This window comes from Microbacterium sp. zg.Y1084 (genome assembly GCF_024623595.1).
In the GTDB taxonomy this organism is placed as follows: domain Bacteria; phylum Actinomycetota; class Actinomycetes; order Actinomycetales; family Microbacteriaceae; genus Microbacterium; species Microbacterium wangruii.
This window is the reverse complement of sequence record NZ_JANJGV010000002.1, coordinates 36,545-55,561: the sequence shown is the minus strand read 5'-3', so window position 1 is coordinate 55,561 and position 19,017 is coordinate 36,545. Positions and strand designations below refer to the sequence as shown.

The window sequence follows — 19,017 nt, the reverse complement described above, 5'->3', positions numbered from 1 at the left end:
CTGCGTGCGACATCGGTCGGCATTTGGCGCGCTCCATGTCGGCCGCCGATTCTGGGCTCTGCACGGGCGCCCGCGCGGCGGCCGTGCGAGCCCCCGCACCGCGCCCCGACGACGACGACGCCCCGCCCTCGACTCGCGAGGACGGGGCGCGACGGCATCCGCTCGTCAGCTGGTGATCGCCGGCTGGTGACGCTTGCGCGTGGTCAGAACCTGGTCGACCAGGCCGTACTCGAGGGCGTCGTTCGCAGACAGGATCTTGTCGCGGTCGATGTCCTTGTTGACCTGCTCCTGCGTGCGGTTGGAGTGCTTGGCCAGCGTCTCCTCCAGCCACGTGCGCATGCGCAGGATCTCGGCCGCCTGGATCTCGATATCCGACGCCTGCCCGTGACCGGCCTCGCCGACGGCGGGCTGGTGGATGAGGATGCGGGCGTTGGGCAGCGCAAGACGCTTGCCGGGGGCGCCCGCCGCCAGCAGCACGGCGGCGGCGGATGCCGCCTGGCCGAGCACCACGGTGGAGATCTCCGGCGACACGTACTGCATGGTGTCGTAGATCGCCGTCATGGCGGTGAACGAGCCACCGGGCGAGTTGATGTACATGATGATGTCGCGGTCGGGGTCCTGCGACTCGAGAACCAGCAGCTGGGCCATGACGTCGTCGGCCGACGCGTCGTCGACCTGCACGCCGAGGAAGATCACGCGGTCTTCGAACAGCTTGTTGTACGGGTCCTGGCGCTTGTAGCCGTAGGCCGTGCGCTCCTCGAACTGCGGCAGGATGTAGCGGCTGTTCGGCATCTGCAGGCCCTGAGGGGCGCCGCCGAAGGTGGGGGTGTGCATCTGTTCTGTCTCCTTCGGAGGACTCAGTTGGCGGTTTCGTCGGGGATGTCGCCGTCCGTGGCGGTTCCGCCGCCACCGGTCACGCCCGCGGCGTGCTCCCGGATGTGGTCGACGAAGCCGTACTCGAGCGCCTCAGCCGCGGTGAACCAGCGGTCGCGGTCGCCGTCGGCGTTGATCTGCTCGACGGACTTGCCCGTCTGCGCCGCGGTGATCTCGGCCAGGCGGCGCTTCATCGACAGGATCAGCTGAGCCTGCGTCTGGATGTCGCTGGCGGTGCCCCCGAAGCCACCGTGCGGCTGGTGCAGCAGCACGCGGGCGTTGGGCGTGATGTACCGCTTGCCCTTGGTGCCGCTGGTCAGCAGCAGCTGGCCCATGGATGCCGCCATGCCGATGCCGACGGTGACGATGTCGTTCGGCACGAACTGCATGGTGTCGTAGATGGCCATGCCGGCCGTGATCGAGCCGCCGGGCGAGTTGATGTAGAGGTAGATGTCCTTCTCGGAGTCCTCCGCCGCCAGCAGCAGGATCTTGGCGCAGATCTCGTTGGCGTTGTCATCACGCACCTCCGACCCCAGCCAGATGATGCGGTCCTTCAGCAGCCTGTCGAAGACGCTCGTGGCGACAAGTGGTTCGGCCATGTTCACTCCTGTTTCCGTGGTCCGTCGCCATCGAATCTACCGGCGCGTCGGTGAGGACCCGGCCGTGTTCGCCCTGGGCAGATCGTGTGTCCTCCTCCGGCACCGGTTCGGGGCGCCAATCGGCCCCCGAACCCCCGGCATCCCCGGTTCGGGGCGCGAAACGGCTCCCGAACCCCCGACCTCCCCGGTTCGGGTCGCGAAACGGCTCCCGAACCCCCGACAACCGCGGTTTGGGTCGTGAATCGGTTCCCGAACCCCCGACCACCCCGGTTTGGGGCCGCGGTTTGGGTCGTGAAACGGTCCCCGAACCCCCGGCCTCCCCGGTTTGAGTCGCGAAACGGCTCCCGAACCCCCGGCTTCCCCGGTTCGGGTCGCGAAACGGCTCCCGAACCCCCGGCCTCCCTGGTTCGGGGCGCGAAACGGCTCCCGGACCCCGACCACCCCGATTCGAGGCGCGAAACGGTTCCCGAACCCGGCCTCCCCGGTTTGGGTCGCGAAACGGTTCCCGAACCCCCGGCCTCCCCGGTTCGGGGCGCGAAACGGTTCCCGAACCCGGAACACCCCGGGCACACAGAAGGGGTGGATGCCGCGGCATCCACCCCTGCTGTTCGGACTAGCCGACCTCGGTCACTCCGAGTCGGCGGCCTTCTTCGTGGTCTTCTTGGCCGCGGGCTTCTTCGCCGCGGGCTTCGCCTCGTCGGCGGCCTCCGCGTCGGCCTTCTTGGCCGGAGCCTTCTTGGCGGCGGGCTTCTTCGCGGAAGCCTTCTTGGCCGGCTTCTCGGCCTCCTCGGCAGCGATGATCTCGTCGGCCTCGGCAGCCGCGTCGGCGATCTCCTCAGCCTCCTCGACGACCTCCTCCTCGGCGGCCGGCTCGTCCTCGAGGGCGATGAAGCCCGAAAGGTCGACGGGCTTGCCGTTGGTGTCGACGACGGTGACCTTGGCCAGAGCCAGCGCGAGCGCCTTGTTGCGGGCGACCTCGCCGATCATCGCGGGCAGCTGGTTGCCCTGCTGCAGCGCGTTGACGAACTCCTGGGGAGCCATGCCGTACTGCGCGGCCGACTGGATGAGGTACTGGGTCAGCTCGTCCTGCGAGACCTGGACCTTGAACTCCTCGGCGATCTTGTCCAGCACCATCTGGGTGCGGAACTGCTTCTCGCTGGCCTCGGTCACCTCGGCGCGGTGCGCGTCGTCCTCCAGACGGCCCTCGCCTTCGAGGTGCGCGTGCACCTCGTCCTCGACGAGCTTGGCGGGGACGGGGATGTCGGCCAGCTCGATGAGCTTCTCGACGAGCTTGTCGCGGGCGGCCGTCGCCTGGGCGAAGCCGGCCTGCTCGTTCGCCCGCTCGGCGAGGCTGTCGCGCAGCTCGGCGATCGTGTCGAACTCGCTGGCCATCTGCGCGAAGTCGTCATCGGCCTCGGGGAGCTCGCGCTCCTTCACGGCGACGACAGTCACGGCCACCTCGGCCTCGGAGCCGGCGTGGTCGCCGCCGACGAGCTTGGAGCGGAACGTGGTCTCCTCGCCGGCGGTGAGGGACTCGATCGCCTCGTCGGTGCCCTCGAGCAGCTCGCCCGATCCCACTTCGTAGGAGACGCCCTCGGCACGGTCGATCTCGTTGCCGTCGATGGTCGCGACGAGGTTCAGCTCGACGAAGTCGCCCTTGGTGGCCGGACGGTCCACGGTGACGAGCGTGCCGAAGCGGCCGCGCAGGCGGTCGAGCTCGGCGTCGACGGCGGCCTCGTCGGTCTCGACCGCGTCGACCTCGATGGTGACGTCGTCATAGGCGGGGAGGTCGAACTCGGGACGCACGTCGACCTCGACGTCGACGACCAGGTCGCCGGAGAAGTCCTTCTCGTTCGGCCACTCGACGACCTCGGCCGACGGACGGCCGACGACGCGAACCTCGCTCTGGGCGACGGCGTCGCGGTAGAACCCGTCCAGCCCCTCGCTGACGGCGTGCTCGATGACGGCGCCGCGACCGACACGCTGGTCGATGATGGGCGCGGGCACCTTGCCCTTGCGGAAGCCGGGGATCTGGATGTCCTGGGCGATGTGCTCGTACGCGTGCGCGATGGCGGGCTTGAGCTCATCCGGGGTGACCGTGATGTGCAGCTTGACCCGAGTCGGGTTGAGCTTCTCGACGGTGGCGTTGACCATGCCTGTTGCTTCTCCTTGGGTGATCCGCGCAGACGCGCGGAGGCGGAAAGTCTGGATGTCTGGGAGGTCGTGACGTCGGGGCGACAGGATTTGAACCTGCGGCCTCCCGCTCCCAAAGCGGGCGCTCTACCAAGCTGAGCTACGCCCCGGGCTGTGCGCACGCACGCGTGCGCCGAAACGACCCCGGGAAGTCTAGCCGACCGGGCCGTGTCCGCGCTGTGCCGACGGTTCGACTACACTGACTGAGGCCGCGGAGCATTCCGCCGCGGGGATGTAGCTCAATGGTAGAGCCTCAGTCTTCCAAACTGATGGTGCGGGTTCGATTCCCGTCATCCCCTCCACCTCCTGATTCTTGTTCGCCGCTGTCGCGCGGACGGCGATCGTGCCGTGGCATCCGCCCGTGCGCGGCCGCGTCCGTTCACCCGGATGCGGAGATCTGCGCGGGCAAGGATCGGATGCCGCTCACACCGCCGCATCCGGGCAGATGTCCGCATCTCGGCGAAGCCCGACTCACCAACGAAGACCCGGTCGGGAATCGTTCGGTCCGGTCTTCCCGATTTCTTTCCGCGACGGCTGCCGATTCGCGTGCAGACCCGCGCCACCGCGCACGCATTCCGATTGCATCGCGACAATTCCATTCCCGACTGCGGCTTGTCTCCATTCCCGACTGCGGCTTGTCGCCCTCTGCAAGGGCGAATGGATGCTGTTCACGGCGCGCGCCGGAATGCGGCATACACGGAAAACGGACGCTCCGACGGATATCACCGCAGAGAAAGCACGACGGCCCTCCCGAGGCGGATGCCGCCAGGAGGGCCCGTCGTCACGGGGTGCCGCTATTCGCAGCCGACTCCGTCGCCATCGCGATCGAGCTTCCTCGAATACCCCGGGTCACCGGAGTGGATCGGCGCCGCCCCCGCCTCACGGACTGCCGCGCAGTTCTGGTAGAAGACGTCGGGCGCGGGTGCAGGCGCCGGAGCGGGAGCAGGAGCAGGAGCAGGAGCAGGAGCAGGAGCAGGAGCAGGAGCAGGAGCAGGAGCAGGAGCAGGAGCAGGAGCAGGAGCAGGAGCAGGAGCCGGTGCAGGAGCAGGTGCAGGTGCCGGAGCGGGTGCGGGCGCCGGAGCCGCTGCCGGCGGCACGGCCGCGAACGCGGACGTGAGAGCGGGCTGGTCGGGGCACTCCGCCAGGACGCGGGAGATCGCGTCACGCTCCGCCTGCGTCACCCACAGGCCGTACGTGGCCTTGACCGACACCTGACGCGCCACGTAGTCACAGCGGAACGCCTTGTTCTTCGGCAGCCAGGTGGCGGCGTCGCCGTCGCCCTTCTGGGCGTTCGCCCCACCGTCGACCGCCAGCAGGTTGAGCGGGTCGTTGGCGAACGAGGCGCGCTGGTCCGCCGTGAGCTGCTGCGCCCCCTTCTGCCACGCGTCGGACAGCGCGACGACATGATCGATCTGCACCCGCGCGGAGGTGTCCTGGCCACGGACGAACTCGATGGTCTGCCCGGTGAACGGGTCGGCGAGAAGACCACCCATGACCTTGCAGGGTCCCGAGAGCACGATGTCGGTGAGGTCGCGGGCGAGGACGTCGTTGCGCGTGTCGCAGCCGTTGCGGTCGACATCCAGCCACCGCTGGCCGAACTGATCGCGGTCGTACCCCGTCTTGGGCGCACGACCCTTCACTTCGAGAGTGGCGAGCACCGTCAGCGCCGTCCGGTCCGCCGTGGCTGCACTGTCGGCCGTGGTCGAGACCTCACCCGCGAATGCCATGTCTGTGACGTCGTCGTCGACCGGCTCGAGATCCGCCGTCGGCTCGGGGCTCGGGGTCGCCGTCGCCGTCGCGGTCGGTGCGGCTGAGGGCGTCGCAACCTCCGCGGCGACCGGTTCGATGCCGCCCGGGAAGATTGTGGACGTGATGCTCCCCGTGACCAGGAACATCACGGCGGCGGCCGCGGTGACCGCCCACGCGGCGTTGCGTGAGGGCAGCCGCAACCAGGTCGGCGAGTTCTTGACCAGCGCCACGATGCCCGTGATGAGGACCGCCAGCGAGACCAGCGCGAAGAGCGGCGAGAGCAGGATGCCGATCAGCACCCCCACCAGCCCGATCGCCACCCAGAGCCACACCGGCAGGCGCCGGGCGGCCTTCACCGGCTGCGGGGCCGGCGGCGGCGTGATCGCGGGTTCGCCCTGCTCCGCGCGCGCCGGAATTGCGGACTTTTCGCCCCAGATGCCCATGAATTCCCTTTTGTTCGATTAACGCCTTCAAGCCTAGGGAGGCCGAAAACCGCGCATGACCACGGGCGTAACGAATCCATCTCATTCGCTTTCATTGCGAAGAGGCCGATTCACCACAATGGGAAGACCGCTGAACACCCGGGAAACCCGGTCGACACACATGAGCCGGCCGACGCGACGGAGCAATTCGAGCAAAGCCGCCGGACAGCTCGCGGACTCAACGCGTGATCAGTTCCCCGATCGCGCGCTCGCGTGCGCCGCCGAGTGCCCCAGATACACGGCGGCATTGCGCAGCAGCTTCGCCCGCTCCTCCTCGGTGAGTTCCCGGCGCACCTTCGCCGGCACACCGGCCACGAGCGACCCCGGCGGCACGATGGTGCCCTCCAGCACCACCGATCCGGCGGCCACGAGGGAACCCGCGCCGATCACCGCGCCGGACAGCACCACGCTGCCCATCCCGATGAGCGCGCCGTCCTGGACCGTGCAGCCGTGCACCACCGCGTTGTGGCCGATGGAGACGTTCTCGCCGATGACGGCGGGCGAACCGGCATCCACATGCACCGAGACGTTGTCCTGCACATTGCTCCCGGCGCCGACGGTGATCTGCCCGCTGTCGGCGCGCAGCACCGCGTTGTACCAGACGCTCGCCCCCTCCCCCAGGGTCACCGCGCCGATCAGCCGCGCTCCCGCGGCGACGAACGCGGATTCCGGCACCTGGGGCGCGAGGTCGGAGACGGACAGGACGGAGGCATCGTCGGCGATGGTCATGGCACGACTCTAGGGGCGCCGCCTGCCGTGATAAGCCCAGGCTCAGCTTGCTTGCGGAGCAGGCCTGCCTGAGTACCGTGGGAGAAGGTGGGGCGACTCCCCGCCGAGAGGAGACGACCGCATGACGAAGCACCAGACCATCCCCGCGACCGCCGCAGACCCCACCGTCGCCGCCGGAACCGCACAGTTCCTCACGCCCGTCGTCGTCGGCCTGCAGGCCCTCGTGGTCAACGGCAAGCAGGCGCACTGGAACGTGCGCGGAGCGAACTTCCAGTCCATCCACGAGCTGCTCGACACCGTCGTCGAACACGCGCAGGCCTGGTCCGACGAGGCCGCCGAGCGCATCGTCGCGCTCGGCCTGCCGATCGACGCACGGCTGACCACCGTCGCAGAGAAGGCCAAGCCCACCGCCGTGCCCGCCGGTTTCGCGCAGTGGGATGCGGTGGTTCGCAACGTGCTCACCGACATCGACGCCGTGCTCGTCGACCTGCAGTCCGCGATCGACGGACTCGACGAGGTCGACCTCACGAGCCAGGACGTCGCGATCGGCATCAAGGCCGGGCTCGAGAAGGACCGCTGGTTCCTCTTCGCCCACCTCGCCGAATAACCACACGCACGATGCCCCGGTCCATTCCGACCGGGGCATCGTCATGTCCGGCGGCGGCCGGTGCGGGCTATCCGATGTGGGTCAGGCGGCCGGCGATGAGCGTCGCCGCCACGCGGGTGCCGCGCATCGTCGCCTCGTCGGCGGTGAGGGGGTCGTGCGAAGCCACAGCCAAGTCGGCGACTCCCCCGATGCGCAGCGACGACCCGCCGGCGGTGCCGTCGGCGGTGGATGCCGCGAGAGCGGTGGCGGCATCCACGGCCTGTCCCGGCTGCCACGGTGCACGCCCGTCACGGGTGCGGTGCACGGCGGCCGCCATCGCCGCCCACGGATCGAGCGGCGACACGGGCGCATCCGAGCCGAACAGCAGGGTCGCCCCGGCATCGGCGAGGGCACGCAGCGGATACGGCTGGGCGGTCTGATTCGCCCACACACTGTCGGTGAGGTCGCGATCGTCCATGGCGTGCTCGGGCTGCACGCTGGCGCCCACACCGAGAGCGGCGAAGCGCGGCACGTCGGCATGAGCGACCAGCTGGGCGTGCTCGATCGTGCCCGTCGCCCCCGAGAGGGCGAACGCATCGAGGGCGTGCGTGTTGGCGACATCGCCGATGGCGTGGATGGCGCACGACAGCCCGGCCCCGGTCGCCCGGGTCATCAGGGAGAGCAGTTCGTCCGGTGGCACGGTGAGCATGCCGTGGTTGTACGGATCGCCGGGATAGGCGTGTGAGCAGGCGGCCGTGCGGGTGCCCAGGGATCCGTCACTGATGACCTTCAGCGACCCGACGCGGAACATGCCCCCGGGGTCGACCGCGTCACCGGTCTCGAGCCCGAGGTCGATCGCGCGCTGCAGGTCGGCGGGATAGACGCCGAAGCGCACCCGCAGCAGATCGAACCCGCCCGCGGCGCGTCGCGCCCACGCCTCGGCGTTCCAGGCCATGTCGAAGTCGACGATGCCGACGACGCCCCGGGAGGCTGCATCCGCGGCCATACGCGCGATGGCGCGGTCGACCACGTCGGCGGGCACGAGGTTGAGCCGCCGGGAGATCTCGAATGCGGGCTCCTCGCGCAGGAGACCGGACCCCGACACGGGGTGACCTTCCCGGCGCAGCGCGGCGCTGTTGAGCCACACGCTGTGCACGTCGGCGTTGATGAGGTAGGTGGGGGCGTCACCGGTCGCCGCGTCCAGCACCTCGAGCGAGGGGGCGTCGGGCCAGAGCAGGTGACGGAAGCCGGTGCCGATGCGCCGGCCGTCGTCGAGCACGGGCGCATCGCCCATCACCCGGGCGGCGTGCGCCGCGCTCTCGGCATGCCCGAGCGGCACCCGCTGCGCCGCCAGCGCCCACTGCACGGCGTGCACGTGATGGTCCCAGAGGCCCGGCACCAGCACCCCGCCCTCGGCGTCGAGCACGGCACCGGTGCGCGGCAGGGCGCCCGCGGGGGCGATGTCGGCGATCGCACCGGCGCGCAGGTGCACGTCGACGAGTTCGTCTCCGAACGGGTCGGTGCGCTGGGCTCCGCTCAGGCGGGCGTTGGCGATGACGGCGACGTGGTCGCCGACGGCGTGGGTCACGGCTGATCCCTTCGGGCGGGGCGGGCACGGCGCATCTCGTCGGCCAGGCGGGGGTCCGCGTACGGCGACGAACCGGCATCCAGTTCGGCGATGATCGTCTCCACCACATCGTCGGGGCGGTTCTGGCTGAGCTTGCGCTTCGCGACCACTTTCGCAGGGGTGAGCCGGAAGCCCACGGTCCCCTTCTCCAGCCGCTCGATGAATCCCGCGTCGTTGGGACGCTCCCACATCCGTCGGGGGTGCGGCATGCCGCTCTCGAATCGGGCGACGAGGCGGTCGAGCACCGCGAGGTTCTCCTCGGTGGTGAGCAGCTCGGGCACGCCGCTGAGGTGGGCGGAGACGAAGTTCCAGGTCGGCACGGCGGGGCCGTCACCGTACCAACCGGGCGAGATGTAGCCGTGCGGACCCTGAACGACCATGAGCAGCTCGCGGGAGCCCAGCCCGTGGATCAGGTCGTCCGGCTTGCCGACGTGGCCCACGACCGTGAGATCGTCGCGGGTGTCATCCAGCAGCACCGCGTAGTGCGAGGCGACCAGTCCGTCCGGCGTGTCGCTGACGAGCGTGACCCACGGGTTCTCCTCGATCAGGCGGCGCAGCTCGGCGGTGTCGCCGAGCACGAAGCTGGGGTTCTGGCGCATGCTCAACCTCTCCTGCGGGCGTCGCCGGGCGGGCCTGGCCGGCACACCGCGTCGACGACGGTCATGCCTGGCAGCGCGGGCACCAGTACAGCTTCCGTGCGGCCATCTCCTCGAGCACGATGGCGGTGCCGCACACGCGACAGGGCAGCCCCGCGCGGTGGTACACCCAGTGCCGGTCGTCGCGACTGGCCATGGCGCGCCGGTAATCATCGGGAGCCAGGTCGTCCATCGTCATCATCTGACCGGTCTCGACACCGATCGTCAGCAGCCGCACCCAGTCGCGCCAGAGAGCACGTACCGTCTCCTCCGGCACCTGCCGGCCCGGGGTGTGCGGGTTCAGCCGCGCCCGGAAGAGCATCTCGGCGCGGTAGACGTTGCCGATGCCGCTGACGACGTTCTGATCCATCAGCAGCAGGCCGATGGCGGTGGGCTTGCGCCGCACGACCGCCGTGAAGCGCTCCTCGCCCTCTGCCGGGTCGCCGACGAGCGGATCGGGGCCGAGCTTGGCGACGGTGGCGAGCATCTCGTCCGGTGTCTGCAGTTCGCAGGCCGTCGGACCCCGCAGGTCGGCGCAGGTGAGCTCGGTGAGCAGCCGCAGGCGCACCTGCCCCACCACCGGCGGCGGCCACTCGAGGTCGCCGGCGAGACCCGTGGTCTGCTCCGACATGCGCACGTGCACGCGGGTGCGACGGGGCGCGCCGATCGAGGACAGCGAGTTCTCCCCCGCGCCATCGAGGATGGGGTCCAGGTCCGTGCCGCGCTGGTTGGTCTGACCCATGCGCCCGTTGGCCGACGCGATGGTCGGGTCGACGAGGATCTCCCCGGCGAAGTCCCACGCGCCGTAGAGCCCCAGGTGCACCCGCAGCCACAGATCCCCTTCGAACGCGAGGAACATCTGCTTTCCGACAGCCTGCGCCTCGGTCACGACGCGGCCCTCGAGCACGGCCGCGCCCTCGGCGAACCGGCCCTGCGGGCTGGATGCCGACACCGCCCGCCCGACGAAGTTGCGGTCGAACTGGCGCGCGATGCGATGGACGGAGTGGCCCTCGGGCATCAGCCCGCTTCCGGGTCGAAGCTGCTGTCGGCGGCGGCCAGCACGTCGGGCTGCAGCCCCGGCGCGCGGGGGTCGGGCTCGAGCGTGCCGTCGGTCTCGTACGCCGCGATCTGCGCGATGCGCCGTACGTGACGCTCGTCGCCGGAGAACGGCGTCTGGATGAACCGGTCGATGAACGCGGCGGCCTCTTCGAACGTGTGCTGGCGTGCCCCGACGGCGATGACGTTGGCGTCGTTGTGCTCGCGGGCGAGTTCCGCGGTCGCGATGCTCCACACCAGAGCCGCGCGCACGCCGCGCACCTTGTTCGCAGCGATCTGCTCGCCGTTGCCCGAGCCACCGAAGACGACACCCATCGCCTCGATGCCCGCCTCCTGGTCTCGCACGACAGCCTGCGCGGCGCGCACGCAGAAGGCGGGGTAATCGTCCTGCGCGTCGTACTCCAGCGGCCCGTGGTCGACGAGGTCGTGGCCCTCGCCGGCGAGGTGATGCTGCAGCTGGGTGGAGAACTCGAGGCCTGCGTGGTCGGTCGCGATGTGGATGCGCATGGTTGAGATCCTAGGGTCGTCGCACTGCGGGGACGGGGACGGTCAGGGGGCGATGCCGGCGGCGGCGGGCTTGAACCCGGCGCGCACGTTCTCGCAGCAGGCCGGCCGGCAGACGTCGAACCAGGGGCCGAGCGCGGTGCGGTGCGGACGGTCCGCCGCCGGGGTGCCCTCCAGCCGCTCCACGATGAGGTCGACCAGTCCCGACACGTAGGCCGGGTCGACGCCGGGGGTGGGCGTCCGCACGGCGCGCAGGCCCGCTTCCCCGGCGGCTTCCATCGCCTCGGTGTCGAGGTCCCAGAGCACCTCCATGTGGTCGCTGACGAACCCGAGCGGCACGATCGCCACGGCCGTCACCCCGGCATCCGGGAGCGTCTCGATCACGTCGCAGATGTCGGGCTCGAGCCAGGGCTGCGACGGGGGTCCCGACCGCGACTGGTACACGAGGTCCCACACCACGTCGGCCGCCTCGGGGCGCTCGGCGGCGATGTCGGCCATGATGACCTCCGCGACGGCCCGATGCTGTGCGGCATACGCCCCGCCCTCGCCCCAGTCGACGTCGCGGGGGCCCGACCGCTTCGCGTCGTCCATCGGCACGCTGTGCGTCGAGAACAGCACCCGGATCTGCGACGGCGCGACGCCGTCGTCGAGAAAGCCGGTGATCGCGTCGCGGACGCCGGCGCTGAAGGGCGCCACGAACCCCGGGTGGTCGAAGAACTGGCGCACCTTGTCGATGGTGACGGTGTCGCCCAGCCCGGTCTCGGTCAGCACGCGGGCGAAGTCCTCGCGGTACTGCCGGCAGCTGGAGAAGGAGCTGTAGGCACTGGTGGCCACCGCGATCAGCCGGGTGTCGCCGGCGTCCGCGGCATCCTGCACGGCCTGCTCGAGGTAGGGCGCCCAGTTGCGGTTGCCCCAGTAGACCGGCAGGTCGATGCCGCGGCGGGCGAGCTCGTCCTCGAGCGCCGACTTCAGCGCGCGGTTCTGGTCGTTGATGGGGCTGACGCCGCCGAAGTGACGGTAGTGGTGGGCGACCTCTTCGAGGCGCTCGTCGGGGATGCCGCGCCCCCGCGTGACGTTGCGCAGGAACGGGATCACGTCGTCCTGACCCTCCGGCCCGCCGAAGCCCGCGAGGAGGATGCCGTCGTACGCGACGGGCACCTCCACGTGCGGTGCGCCGCTGGCGGCGGCCGGGGAGGCGAAGGGGACGCGGGTGTCGTCGCGCTCGGTGACCGGGGCGATGTCGTCAGTAGCACTCACCGCTCCATCTTCCCATCGGAGCGAAGCAGGTCGGGTCGGCGGCGGGACCCCATCGTGGGCACCTCGGGCCCCACCGCGTAGGCTGGGCGATGCTCGGTGACACCGGGCAAGCCACACACCCGAAGACCTTGGGAGAACAGCCGTGCCCGGAGAGAACCTCACCCGCAGCGAAGCTCAGGAGCGCCGCGCCGTCATCGACGCCGCCGCCGGGATCAGCTACGACGTCGTCCTGGACCTCACCCGCGGGGCCGAGGTGTTCGGCTCGCGCACCACGCTGCGCTTCGCCGCCACGCCCGGCGCCAACACCTTCATCGACCTCATCGCGCGCGACGTGCGCGAGATCACCCTGAACGGCCGCAGCATCGACCCGGCGACGGCGTTCGCCGATTCGCGGATCGCCTTGACGGGTCTGGATGCCGACAACGAGCTCATCGTCGATGCCGACTGCCTCTACACCAACACCGGCGAGGGCCTGCACCGCTTCGTCGACCCCGTCGACGGCGAGGTCTACCTGTACTCGCAGTTCGAGGTGCCCGACTCCCGCCGCGTGTTCGCGGTGTTCGAGCAGCCCGACCTGAAGGCGCGCTTCACCTTCACCGTGACGGCCCCCGAGCCGTGGAAGGTCGTCTCCAACTCCCCCACGCCCGAGCCGAAGCGCCACGGCGACGGCACGGCCACCTGGTCGTTCGAGCCGACCCCGCCGATCTCGTCGTACATCACCGCGCTCATCGCCGGTCCGTACGAGGCGACCTTCTCCGAGCTCACCAGCTCGTCGGGCCGGGTCGTGCCGCTGGGCGTGTACGCCCGCAAGAGCCTCTGGCAGTTCCTCGACGCCGACTACGTGTTCGACAAGACCCGCGAGGGGTTCGCGTACTTCGAGGAGAAGTTCGACTACCCGTACCCGTTCGCCAAGTACGACCAGCTGTTCGTCCCGGAGTTCAACGCGGGCGCCATGGAGAACGCCGGTGCGGTCACTTTCACCGAGACCTACGTCTTCCGCAGCAAGGTCACCGACGCCGTCAAGGAGCGTCGCGTCGTGACGATCCTGCACGAGCTGGCCCACATGTGGTTCGGCGACCTGGTGACGATGCGCTGGTGGAACGACCTGTGGCTGAACGAGTCGTTCGCCGAATGGGCGTCGACGATCGCCACCGCCGAGGCCACCGAGTGGACCGAGGCGTGGACGACCTTCAACGCGATGGAGAAGACCTGGGCCTACCGTCAGGACCAGCTCCCCTCGACCCATCCCGTCGTGGCTCAGATCAATGACCTGGAGGACGTGCAGGTCAACTTCGACGGCATCACCTACGCCAAGGGCGGGTCGGTGCTGAAGCAGCTGGCCGCCTGGGTCGGCATCGAGCAGTTCTTCGCGGGTGTCGCCGCGTACTTCAAGAAGAACGAATGGTCCAACACCGAGCTGTCCGACCTGCTGGTCGAGCTCGAGCGCACCAGTGGACGTGAGCTGTCGAGCTGGTCGAAGAAGTGGCTCGAGACCGCCGGCGTCAACACGCTCTCGCCGGAGATCGCCACCGCCGACGACGGCACGATCACCCGCTTCGCCATCGTGCAGACCGCTCCGGCGGACTACCCCACGATCCGCCCGCACCGTCTGGGCGTCGGCTTCTACGAGCTGCAGGGCGATGCCCTCGTCCGCGTGCACCACGAGGAGCTCGACGTCGACGGCGACCTCACCGAGGTGCCGCAGCTCAAGGGCCGTCGTCGCCCCGACCTGGTGCTGCTCAACGACGCCGACCTCGCCTACGCGAAGATCCGGCTCGACGAGCAGTCGCTGCGCACTGCGATCGCCCACCTCAAGGACATCAGCGACCCGCTGGCCCGCTCCCTGGTGTGGGGCGCCGCCTGGGACCAGACGCGCGATGGTGAGACCGCCGCGAGCGACTACGTCGACCTGGTGCTGCGCAACATCGGCAGCGAGACCGAGTCGACCACGCTGCGCACCACGCTCTCGCAGCTTCTCCTGACGGCCAACAGCTACGTCGTGCCCTCCACGCGCGAGGCCACCCGCGCCCGGGTCGCCGACGCGCTGTGGACGCTCGCGCAGCAGGCGGAGCCGGGCAGCGACAGCCAGCTGCAGTTCGTCACCGCCTTCGCCGGCGCCGCCAGCACCCCCGCCCACGCGGATGCCGTGCAGGCACTGCGCAGCGGCGAGACGGTGCTGGAGGGTCTCGCCGTCGACACCGACCTGTCGTGGCAGCTGCTCGTCTCGCTGGCGGCCGCCGGCCGGGTGACCGCAGCGGAGATCGATGCGGCGCTGGCCGCCGACAACACCGCCAAGGGCGGCGAGTTCGCCGCACAGGCGCGGGCCGCCCTGCCGACGGCGGATGCCAAGCGCGCCGCGTGGGCCTCGCTGGTCGACACCGCCGACGCCCCCAACACGATCGTCCGGGCTGCCGCGGCCGGCTTCGTGCACCCGGCCGGGCGCGACCTGCTGGCGGACTTCGTGCCGGCGTACTTCGACATGCTGCTGCCGATCTGGGAGTCGCGGACCTACCAGATCGCGCAGTACCTGATCGTGGGGCTGTACCCGGCGCCGCTGGCCGATGTCGCGCTGCGCGATGCGACGCGCGCGTGGCTCGCCGAGCACCAGGACGCCCCGCCGGCGCTGCGGCGCCTTGTGGCCGAGAACCTCGCGGGCGTCGAGCGCGCCCTCGTCGTGCAGGAGCGCGACGCGGAGTAGGTCACTCTCGACTCCTCCCGATGCCCCGGTGCCCACGGCGCCGGGGCATCGTCGTTCCCACCGGCATCCAGGCCCCGCAGAGGCGCCCTCACTAGGATCGATCCGATGGACGACCCGACCTCCCCCACCTTCTGGGAAAAAGTGCTCAAGTTCCTCATCGAGGCGGGCTGGAACGCGCTCGCCGTGGTCGCGATCATCGCCGCCGCGGTGCTGACGACGTGGGTGCTGCGGCTCGTCATCCGACGCACGGTCAACCGCATCGTGTCCGGCGCGAAGTCGAAGGCGCGCGTGGATGACACGCAGGCGCTGGAGAGGTCACCGCTGGCGCAGGTGCGACTGGTGCAGCGCACGCGCACCCTCGGGACCATCCTCCAGAACATCGTCAACGTCGCGGTCGTCATCATCACCGTGCTGCTCATCGTGCAGGTCCTCGCGCCCAACGCGCTCGGCTCCTTCGCATTGCTGTCGGCCGCCATCGGCGCGGGACTCGGTTTCGGTGCCCAGAACATCGTCAAGGACGTGCTCAACGGGATCTTCATCGTGGCGGAGGACCAGATCGGCATCGGCGATGTGGTCGATCTCGGACTGGCGACCGGCGTGGTCGAGTACGTCTCGGTGCGCGTGACGCACGTGCGCGACGTGAACGGCACCCTCTGGTACGTGCGCAACGGCGAGATCCTGCGCATCGGCAACATGTCGATGGGGTGGGCCCGCGTGATCATCGATATGGCCGTGCCGGCCGACGCCGACGTCCCCGCGGTCGAGAAGCGCATGCTCGAAGCGGCCCAGAGCCTGCAGACCGACCCGAAGTGGCGCACCCGCGTGCTGGAGAACCCGGAGGTCTGGGGCCTGGAGTCCGTCAGCGGCGACGCGCTCGTGATCCGCCTCGTGATGAAGACGCGGGCCAATGCCAAGGACGACGTCGCGCGCGAGCTGCGCATGCGGCTGAAGGAGACCGTCGACGACATGGGCCTGGCCCTCCCCCACCTCAACTCGATCACCCTCACCGGGCTCGAAGGCGCGCAGCGCGTGCGCGGGGCGAACCCGCCCGTCACCCGACCCACGCAGGTGGCCACCGAAGCGCGCCCGGTGTGGAAGCCCAAGCGCACCCCGAAGTCGACACCGGCGGATGCTGCTCCCCCCGCATCCGATGATCAGGAGAAGAACACATGACCGACCCCGCGCCCCGTGCGTTCTACGACGAGGTCGGCGGTCACGACACCTTCGTGCGCCTCGCCGCCGCCTTCTACCGCGGCGTCGCCGACGACGAGGTGCTGCGGCCCATGTACCCCGAGCAGGACCTCGAGCCGGCCGCGCGACGCCTGGAGATGTTCCTCGCGCAGTACTGGGGCGGCCCGACCACCTACAGCCAGGAGCGCGGCCACCCGCGCCTGCGGATGCGCCACGCCTCTTTCCACGTCAACCCCGATGCGCGCGATCGTTGGCTCGCGCACATGCGCGTCGCCGTGGACGAACTGGGCCTGTCGCCGCTTCACGAGGCCACGCTGTGGGATTATCTCGAGAGGGCGGCACACGCGATGGTGAACACGTTCGAGCCGACCGGCATCGGCCCCGCACCTGCCGGCCGCGATCGCAGCGGACTGTCCATCGTCGCCCGGCCGCCCCAGGCGGACCCGCCCGCCTGACCTCACCCCCGGCCACGACGAAGGAGTCGCGATGCCCCCCACTTCTCTGACCACGGATGTGCTCGTCATCGGCTGGGGGCTGTCGGGCCTCGTCGCCGCGACAGAGGCGCTCGCCGCAGGGCGTCGGGTCGTGATCGTCGACCAGGAGCCGCGCGTCGACCTGGGCGGCCAGGCGTGGTGGTCCTTCGGCGGCCTGTTCTTCGTCGACTCCCCCGAGCAGCGCCGTCTCGGCATCCGCGATTCGCCTGACCTCGCGCGGCAGGACTGGTTCGGCACCGCCGGTTTCGATCGGGAGGAGGACCTCTGGCCGCGACGCTGGGCCGAGGCGTACCTGGACTTCGCCCATCACGAGAAGCGCGCCTGGCTGCGCGAGAAGGGCCTGTCGTTCTTCCCCATCGTGGGCTGGGCGGAGCGCGGCGGCTACAGCGCCACCGGGCCGGGCAACTCGGTGCCGCGGTTCCACATCACCTGGGGCACCGGCCCCGGCGTGGTGGCGCCCTTCCAGACCGCCCTGGAGCAGGCCGAGCTCCAGGGACGGGCCACGATCCTCCCCCGCCACCGCGTCACGGACCTCACCGTCGCCGACGGGGCGGTCACCGGTGCGCGCGGGGACGTGCTGGCGCCCTCAGGGTCGGCGCGCGGCACCGTCAGCTCGCGCGAGGCGGTGGGCACGTTCGAGATCACTGCGGGCGCCACGATCGTCGCGTCCGGCGGCATCGGCGGCAACCACGAGATGGTGCGGCGGCGGTGGCCCGAGCGCCTCGGCACGCCGCCGGCATCGATGGTGGCCGGGGTGCCGGCCTACGTCGACGGGAGCATGCTCGCGGTCGCAGAGGCGGCCGGGGCACGCGAGATCAACGGCGACCGCATGTGGCACTACGTCGAAGGCATCCGCAATCACGACCCGGTGTGGCCGCAGCACGGCATCCGCATCCTGCCGGGGCCGTCATCGGTCTGGCTGGATGCCACCGGGGCGCGACTGCCGGTTCCGCTGTTCCCTGGCTTCGACACGCTCGGCACCCTCGCGCACCTGCGGCGGACCGGCCACGACCATTCCTGGTTCGTGCTGTCGCACAAGATCGTCGAGAAGGAGTTCACCCTTTCGGGCAGCGAGCAGAACCCCGACCTCACCGGCAAGGACGTGCGCCTGCTGCTGTCGTCGCGCCTCGCGAAGGGGGCATCCGGCCCCGTGCAGGCCTTCCTCGATCGCGGGGAGGACTTCGTCGTGCGCGACACGCTCGACGAGCTGATCACCGGCATGCAGGAGCTGCCCGGCGGCGATGCGCTCGATGCCGCGCGCGTGCGCTCCGAGCTGATCGCCCGCGACCGGGAGATCGCCAACGACTTCACCAAGGACGCCCAGATCGCGATGCTGCGCTCGGCGCGTGCCTTCCGCGGGGATCGCCTGGTGCGCACGGCCGCCCCGCACCGGATCCTCGATCCCGCGGCGGGGCCGCTGATCGCCGTGAAGCTGCATGTGCTCACCCGCAAGTCGCTGGGCGGCTTGCAGACCGATCTGGATTCACGGGCGCTCGGCGCCGACGGCACGCCGGTGCCGGGGCTCTACGCGGTGGGCGAGGCGGCCGGGTTCGGCGGCGGGGGCCTGCACGGCTACCGGGCATTGGAGGGGACGTTCCTCGGCGGCTGCCTGTTCTCGGGCCGTGCCGCCGGAAGGGCGGCGGCCGCCGCCGTGTGACGGCGTCCGCGTCAGCCGGCGCCCGTGGTGCGCACCGCTGTCAGACCGGTCTTCACCGGCCCTCTGACGAGCACGTGGCCACGGCGGAACGTCAGTCGGGTCCAGGGCCCTGCGACGCGCACCGCCACGGGCTCCGCACCGCCGATGAACCCGAGCCCGAAGGCGGCGAACGCCGCACCCAGCGGGAGGCCGGCCAGTGCGTCGTCGGGGGCGCCCCACACCGCGGCCCGCACGGTGCGCACGACGTCCTCGCCGGCGTCCCGCGGAACCGTCTCCGCGACCGCCGCGATACCCCACTGGGCGCGCGCAGCGACCGTCGCGGCATCCAGATCGGCGGCGGGGGACCAGCCCTCCCTCGGCGGCGCGATGCCCGCCCACGGCGCCGAGACCGCCACGTCGGGCAGGGTGAGGGCGGCCGGGTCATCGGAGGGTGCCACCGCCGCAGCGTCGACGACGACATCCGTGACCAGTTCGGCATCCACCGCCGAGGCGCGGATTCCCAGCACCGTGGGCGTGGCGTCGAGCAGGCCGCGGGGCGAAAGAGGGGCGCACGACATCAGCAGGGTGCCGGATGCCGCTTGCAGCCGCAGCGCGCCGTCGCCGAGACGCGCCGCGCGAGAGGCGAAGGTGGCGGCGTCGGCGGCCGCTCGGGCATCGGGGAATCGGAGCAGGTGCGGCATCCGCTTT

General features: G+C 70.6%; 16 protein-coding genes and 2 tRNA genes. 6 read left to right on the top strand and 12 right to left on the bottom strand.

The window, feature by feature from the left end:
• Positions 1–165: 165 nt before the first annotated feature.
• The 4 genes from NQ165_RS01515 to NQ165_RS01500 all read right to left on the bottom strand — a co-directional run bounded on the left by NQ165_RS01515 (position 166) and on the right by NQ165_RS01500 (position 3,775).
• The gene (locus NQ165_RS01515; protein ID WP_257530619.1) at positions 166–834 is read right to left on the bottom strand and encodes an ATP-dependent Clp protease proteolytic subunit; all 669 of its coding nucleotides are present in this window, start codon (positions 832–834) and stop codon (positions 166–168) included.
• Positions 835–857: 23 nt separating this feature from the next.
• Positions 858–1,472 (bottom strand): ATP-dependent Clp protease proteolytic subunit, encoded by a 615-nt coding sequence (locus NQ165_RS01510; protein ID WP_257530617.1) that lies wholly within the window; start codon positions 1,470–1,472, stop codon positions 858–860.
• A 627-nt stretch (positions 1,473–2,099) separates the two neighbouring features.
• Positions 2,100–3,626, bottom strand: coding sequence for a trigger factor (tig, locus tag NQ165_RS01505; RefSeq protein ID WP_257530615.1), 1,527 nt, complete (start codon positions 3,624–3,626; stop codon positions 2,100–2,102).
• A gap of 75 nt (positions 3,627–3,701) precedes the next feature.
• A tRNA-Pro gene (locus tag NQ165_RS01500) sits at positions 3,702–3,775 on the bottom strand.
• A 118-nt stretch (positions 3,776–3,893) separates the two neighbouring features.
• On the opposite strand from NQ165_RS01500, the gene NQ165_RS01495 reads away from it, so the two are divergent.
• Positions 3,894–3,967 (top strand) — tRNA-Gly (locus NQ165_RS01495).
• A 492-nt stretch (positions 3,968–4,459) separates the two neighbouring features.
• Here the strand turns inward: NQ165_RS01495 and NQ165_RS01490 are convergent.
• Both NQ165_RS01490 and NQ165_RS01485 read right to left on the bottom strand, forming a co-directional pair.
• Entirely contained in the window at positions 4,460–5,857 is a 1,398-nt protein-coding gene (locus tag NQ165_RS01490; RefSeq protein WP_257530613.1) for a DUF1524 domain-containing protein, read from the bottom strand.
• A gap of 228 nt (positions 5,858–6,085) precedes the next feature.
• Positions 6,086–6,625 (bottom strand): gamma carbonic anhydrase family protein, encoded by a 540-nt coding sequence (locus tag NQ165_RS01485; protein WP_257530611.1) that lies wholly within the window; start codon positions 6,623–6,625, stop codon positions 6,086–6,088.
• 121 nt (positions 6,626–6,746) lie between these two features.
• Here NQ165_RS01485 and NQ165_RS01480 point away from each other — a divergent pair, with 121 nt between their 5' ends.
• The gene (locus tag NQ165_RS01480) at positions 6,747–7,232 is read left to right on the top strand and encodes a Dps family protein (RefSeq protein WP_257530609.1); all 486 of its coding nucleotides are present in this window, start codon (positions 6,747–6,749) and stop codon (positions 7,230–7,232) included.
• A gap of 67 nt (positions 7,233–7,299) precedes the next feature.
• On the opposite strand, the gene NQ165_RS01475 is transcribed toward NQ165_RS01480, so the two are convergent.
• The 5 genes from NQ165_RS01475 to NQ165_RS01455 all read right to left on the bottom strand — a co-directional run bounded on the left by NQ165_RS01475 (position 7,300) and on the right by NQ165_RS01455 (position 12,290).
• The gene (locus NQ165_RS01475) at positions 7,300–8,799 is read right to left on the bottom strand and encodes an amidohydrolase family protein (protein ID WP_257530607.1); all 1,500 of its coding nucleotides are present in this window, start codon (positions 8,797–8,799) and stop codon (positions 7,300–7,302) included.
• Positions 8,796–9,437, bottom strand: a complete 642-nt coding sequence (locus NQ165_RS01470; RefSeq protein ID WP_257530605.1) for an FMN-binding negative transcriptional regulator — start codon at positions 9,435–9,437, stop codon at positions 8,796–8,798. Before NQ165_RS01470 ends, NQ165_RS01475 begins: the two co-directional genes overlap by 4 nt.
• Positions 9,438–9,498: 61 nt before the next feature.
• Complete coding sequence (locus NQ165_RS01465) at positions 9,499–10,491, bottom strand: Fpg/Nei family DNA glycosylase (protein WP_257530603.1); 993 nt, start codon at positions 10,489–10,491, stop codon at positions 9,499–9,501.
• A complete protein-coding gene (locus NQ165_RS01460; RefSeq protein WP_257530601.1) occupies positions 10,491–11,036 on the bottom strand; it encodes a ribose-5-phosphate isomerase in 546 nt (181 codons plus the stop codon). Before NQ165_RS01460 ends, NQ165_RS01465 begins: the two co-directional genes overlap by 1 nt.
• 42 nt (positions 11,037–11,078) lie before the next feature.
• Positions 11,079–12,290 carry a ferrochelatase gene (locus NQ165_RS01455; protein WP_257530599.1) on the bottom strand — a complete coding sequence of 404 codons (1,212 nt, stop codon included), beginning with the start codon at positions 12,288–12,290 and terminating at the stop codon, positions 11,079–11,081.
• A gap of 142 nt (positions 12,291–12,432) precedes the next feature.
• On the opposite strand from NQ165_RS01455, the gene pepN reads away from it, so the two are divergent.
• From pepN to NQ165_RS01435, 4 genes are all read left to right on the top strand, one after another.
• Entirely contained in the window at positions 12,433–14,988 is a 2,556-nt protein-coding gene (pepN, locus tag NQ165_RS01450) for an aminopeptidase N (protein ID WP_257530596.1), read from the top strand.
• A gap of 105 nt (positions 14,989–15,093) precedes the next feature.
• The gene (locus NQ165_RS01445) at positions 15,094–16,161 is read left to right on the top strand and encodes a mechanosensitive ion channel family protein (RefSeq protein ID WP_257530594.1); all 1,068 of its coding nucleotides are present in this window, start codon (positions 15,094–15,096) and stop codon (positions 16,159–16,161) included.
• Entirely contained in the window at positions 16,158–16,634 is a 477-nt protein-coding gene (locus tag NQ165_RS01440; protein ID WP_257530591.1) for a globin, read from the top strand. Before NQ165_RS01445 ends, NQ165_RS01440 begins: the two co-directional genes overlap by 4 nt.
• A 31-nt stretch (positions 16,635–16,665) precedes the next feature.
• On the top strand, positions 16,666–18,330 hold the full coding sequence (locus NQ165_RS01435; RefSeq protein ID WP_257530589.1) for an FAD-binding dehydrogenase: 1,665 nt from the start codon (positions 16,666–16,668) through the stop codon (positions 18,328–18,330).
• An 11-nt stretch (positions 18,331–18,341) separates the two neighbouring features.
• Here NQ165_RS01435 and NQ165_RS01430 read toward each other — a convergent pair whose 3' ends face one another.
• Positions 18,342–19,010 carry a hypothetical protein gene (locus NQ165_RS01430; RefSeq protein WP_257530587.1) on the bottom strand — a complete coding sequence of 223 codons (669 nt, stop codon included), beginning with the start codon at positions 19,008–19,010 and terminating at the stop codon, positions 18,342–18,344.
• Positions 19,011–19,017 lie beyond the last annotated feature (7 nt).

Coding starts and splice junctions, on each gene's coding strand:
- NQ165_RS01445 (WP_257530594.1), top strand. CDS start 15,094: ATGGACGACCCGACCTCCCCCACCTTCTGGGAAAAAGTGCTCAAGTTC.
- NQ165_RS01515 (WP_257530619.1), bottom strand. CDS start 834: ATGCACACCCCCACCTTCGGCGGCGCCCCTCAGGGCCTGCAGATGCCG.
- NQ165_RS01460 (WP_257530601.1), bottom strand. CDS start 11,036: ATGCGCATCCACATCGCGACCGACCACGCAGGCCTCGAGTTCTCCACC.
- NQ165_RS01440 (WP_257530591.1), top strand. CDS start 16,158: ATGACCGACCCCGCGCCCCGTGCGTTCTACGACGAGGTCGGCGGTCAC.
- NQ165_RS01470 (WP_257530605.1), bottom strand. CDS start 9,437: ATGCGCCAGAACCCCAGCTTCGTGCTCGGCGACACCGCCGAGCTGCGC.
- NQ165_RS01485 (WP_257530611.1), bottom strand. CDS start 6,625: ATGACCATCGCCGACGATGCCTCCGTCCTGTCCGTCTCCGACCTCGCG.
- NQ165_RS01465 (WP_257530603.1), bottom strand. CDS start 10,491: ATGCCCGAGGGCCACTCCGTCCATCGCATCGCGCGCCAGTTCGACCGC.
- NQ165_RS01510 (WP_257530617.1), bottom strand. CDS start 1,472: ATGGCCGAACCACTTGTCGCCACGAGCGTCTTCGACAGGCTGCTGAAG.
- NQ165_RS01435 (WP_257530589.1), top strand. CDS start 16,666: ATGCCCCCCACTTCTCTGACCACGGATGTGCTCGTCATCGGCTGGGGG.
- NQ165_RS01430 (WP_257530587.1), bottom strand. CDS start 19,010: ATGCCGCACCTGCTCCGATTCCCCGATGCCCGAGCGGCCGCCGACGCC.
- NQ165_RS01480 (WP_257530609.1), top strand. CDS start 6,747: ATGACGAAGCACCAGACCATCCCCGCGACCGCCGCAGACCCCACCGTC.
- NQ165_RS01490 (WP_257530613.1), bottom strand. CDS start 5,857: ATGGGCATCTGGGGCGAAAAGTCCGCAATTCCGGCGCGCGCGGAGCAG.
- tig (WP_257530615.1), bottom strand. CDS start 3,626: ATGGTCAACGCCACCGTCGAGAAGCTCAACCCGACTCGGGTCAAGCTG.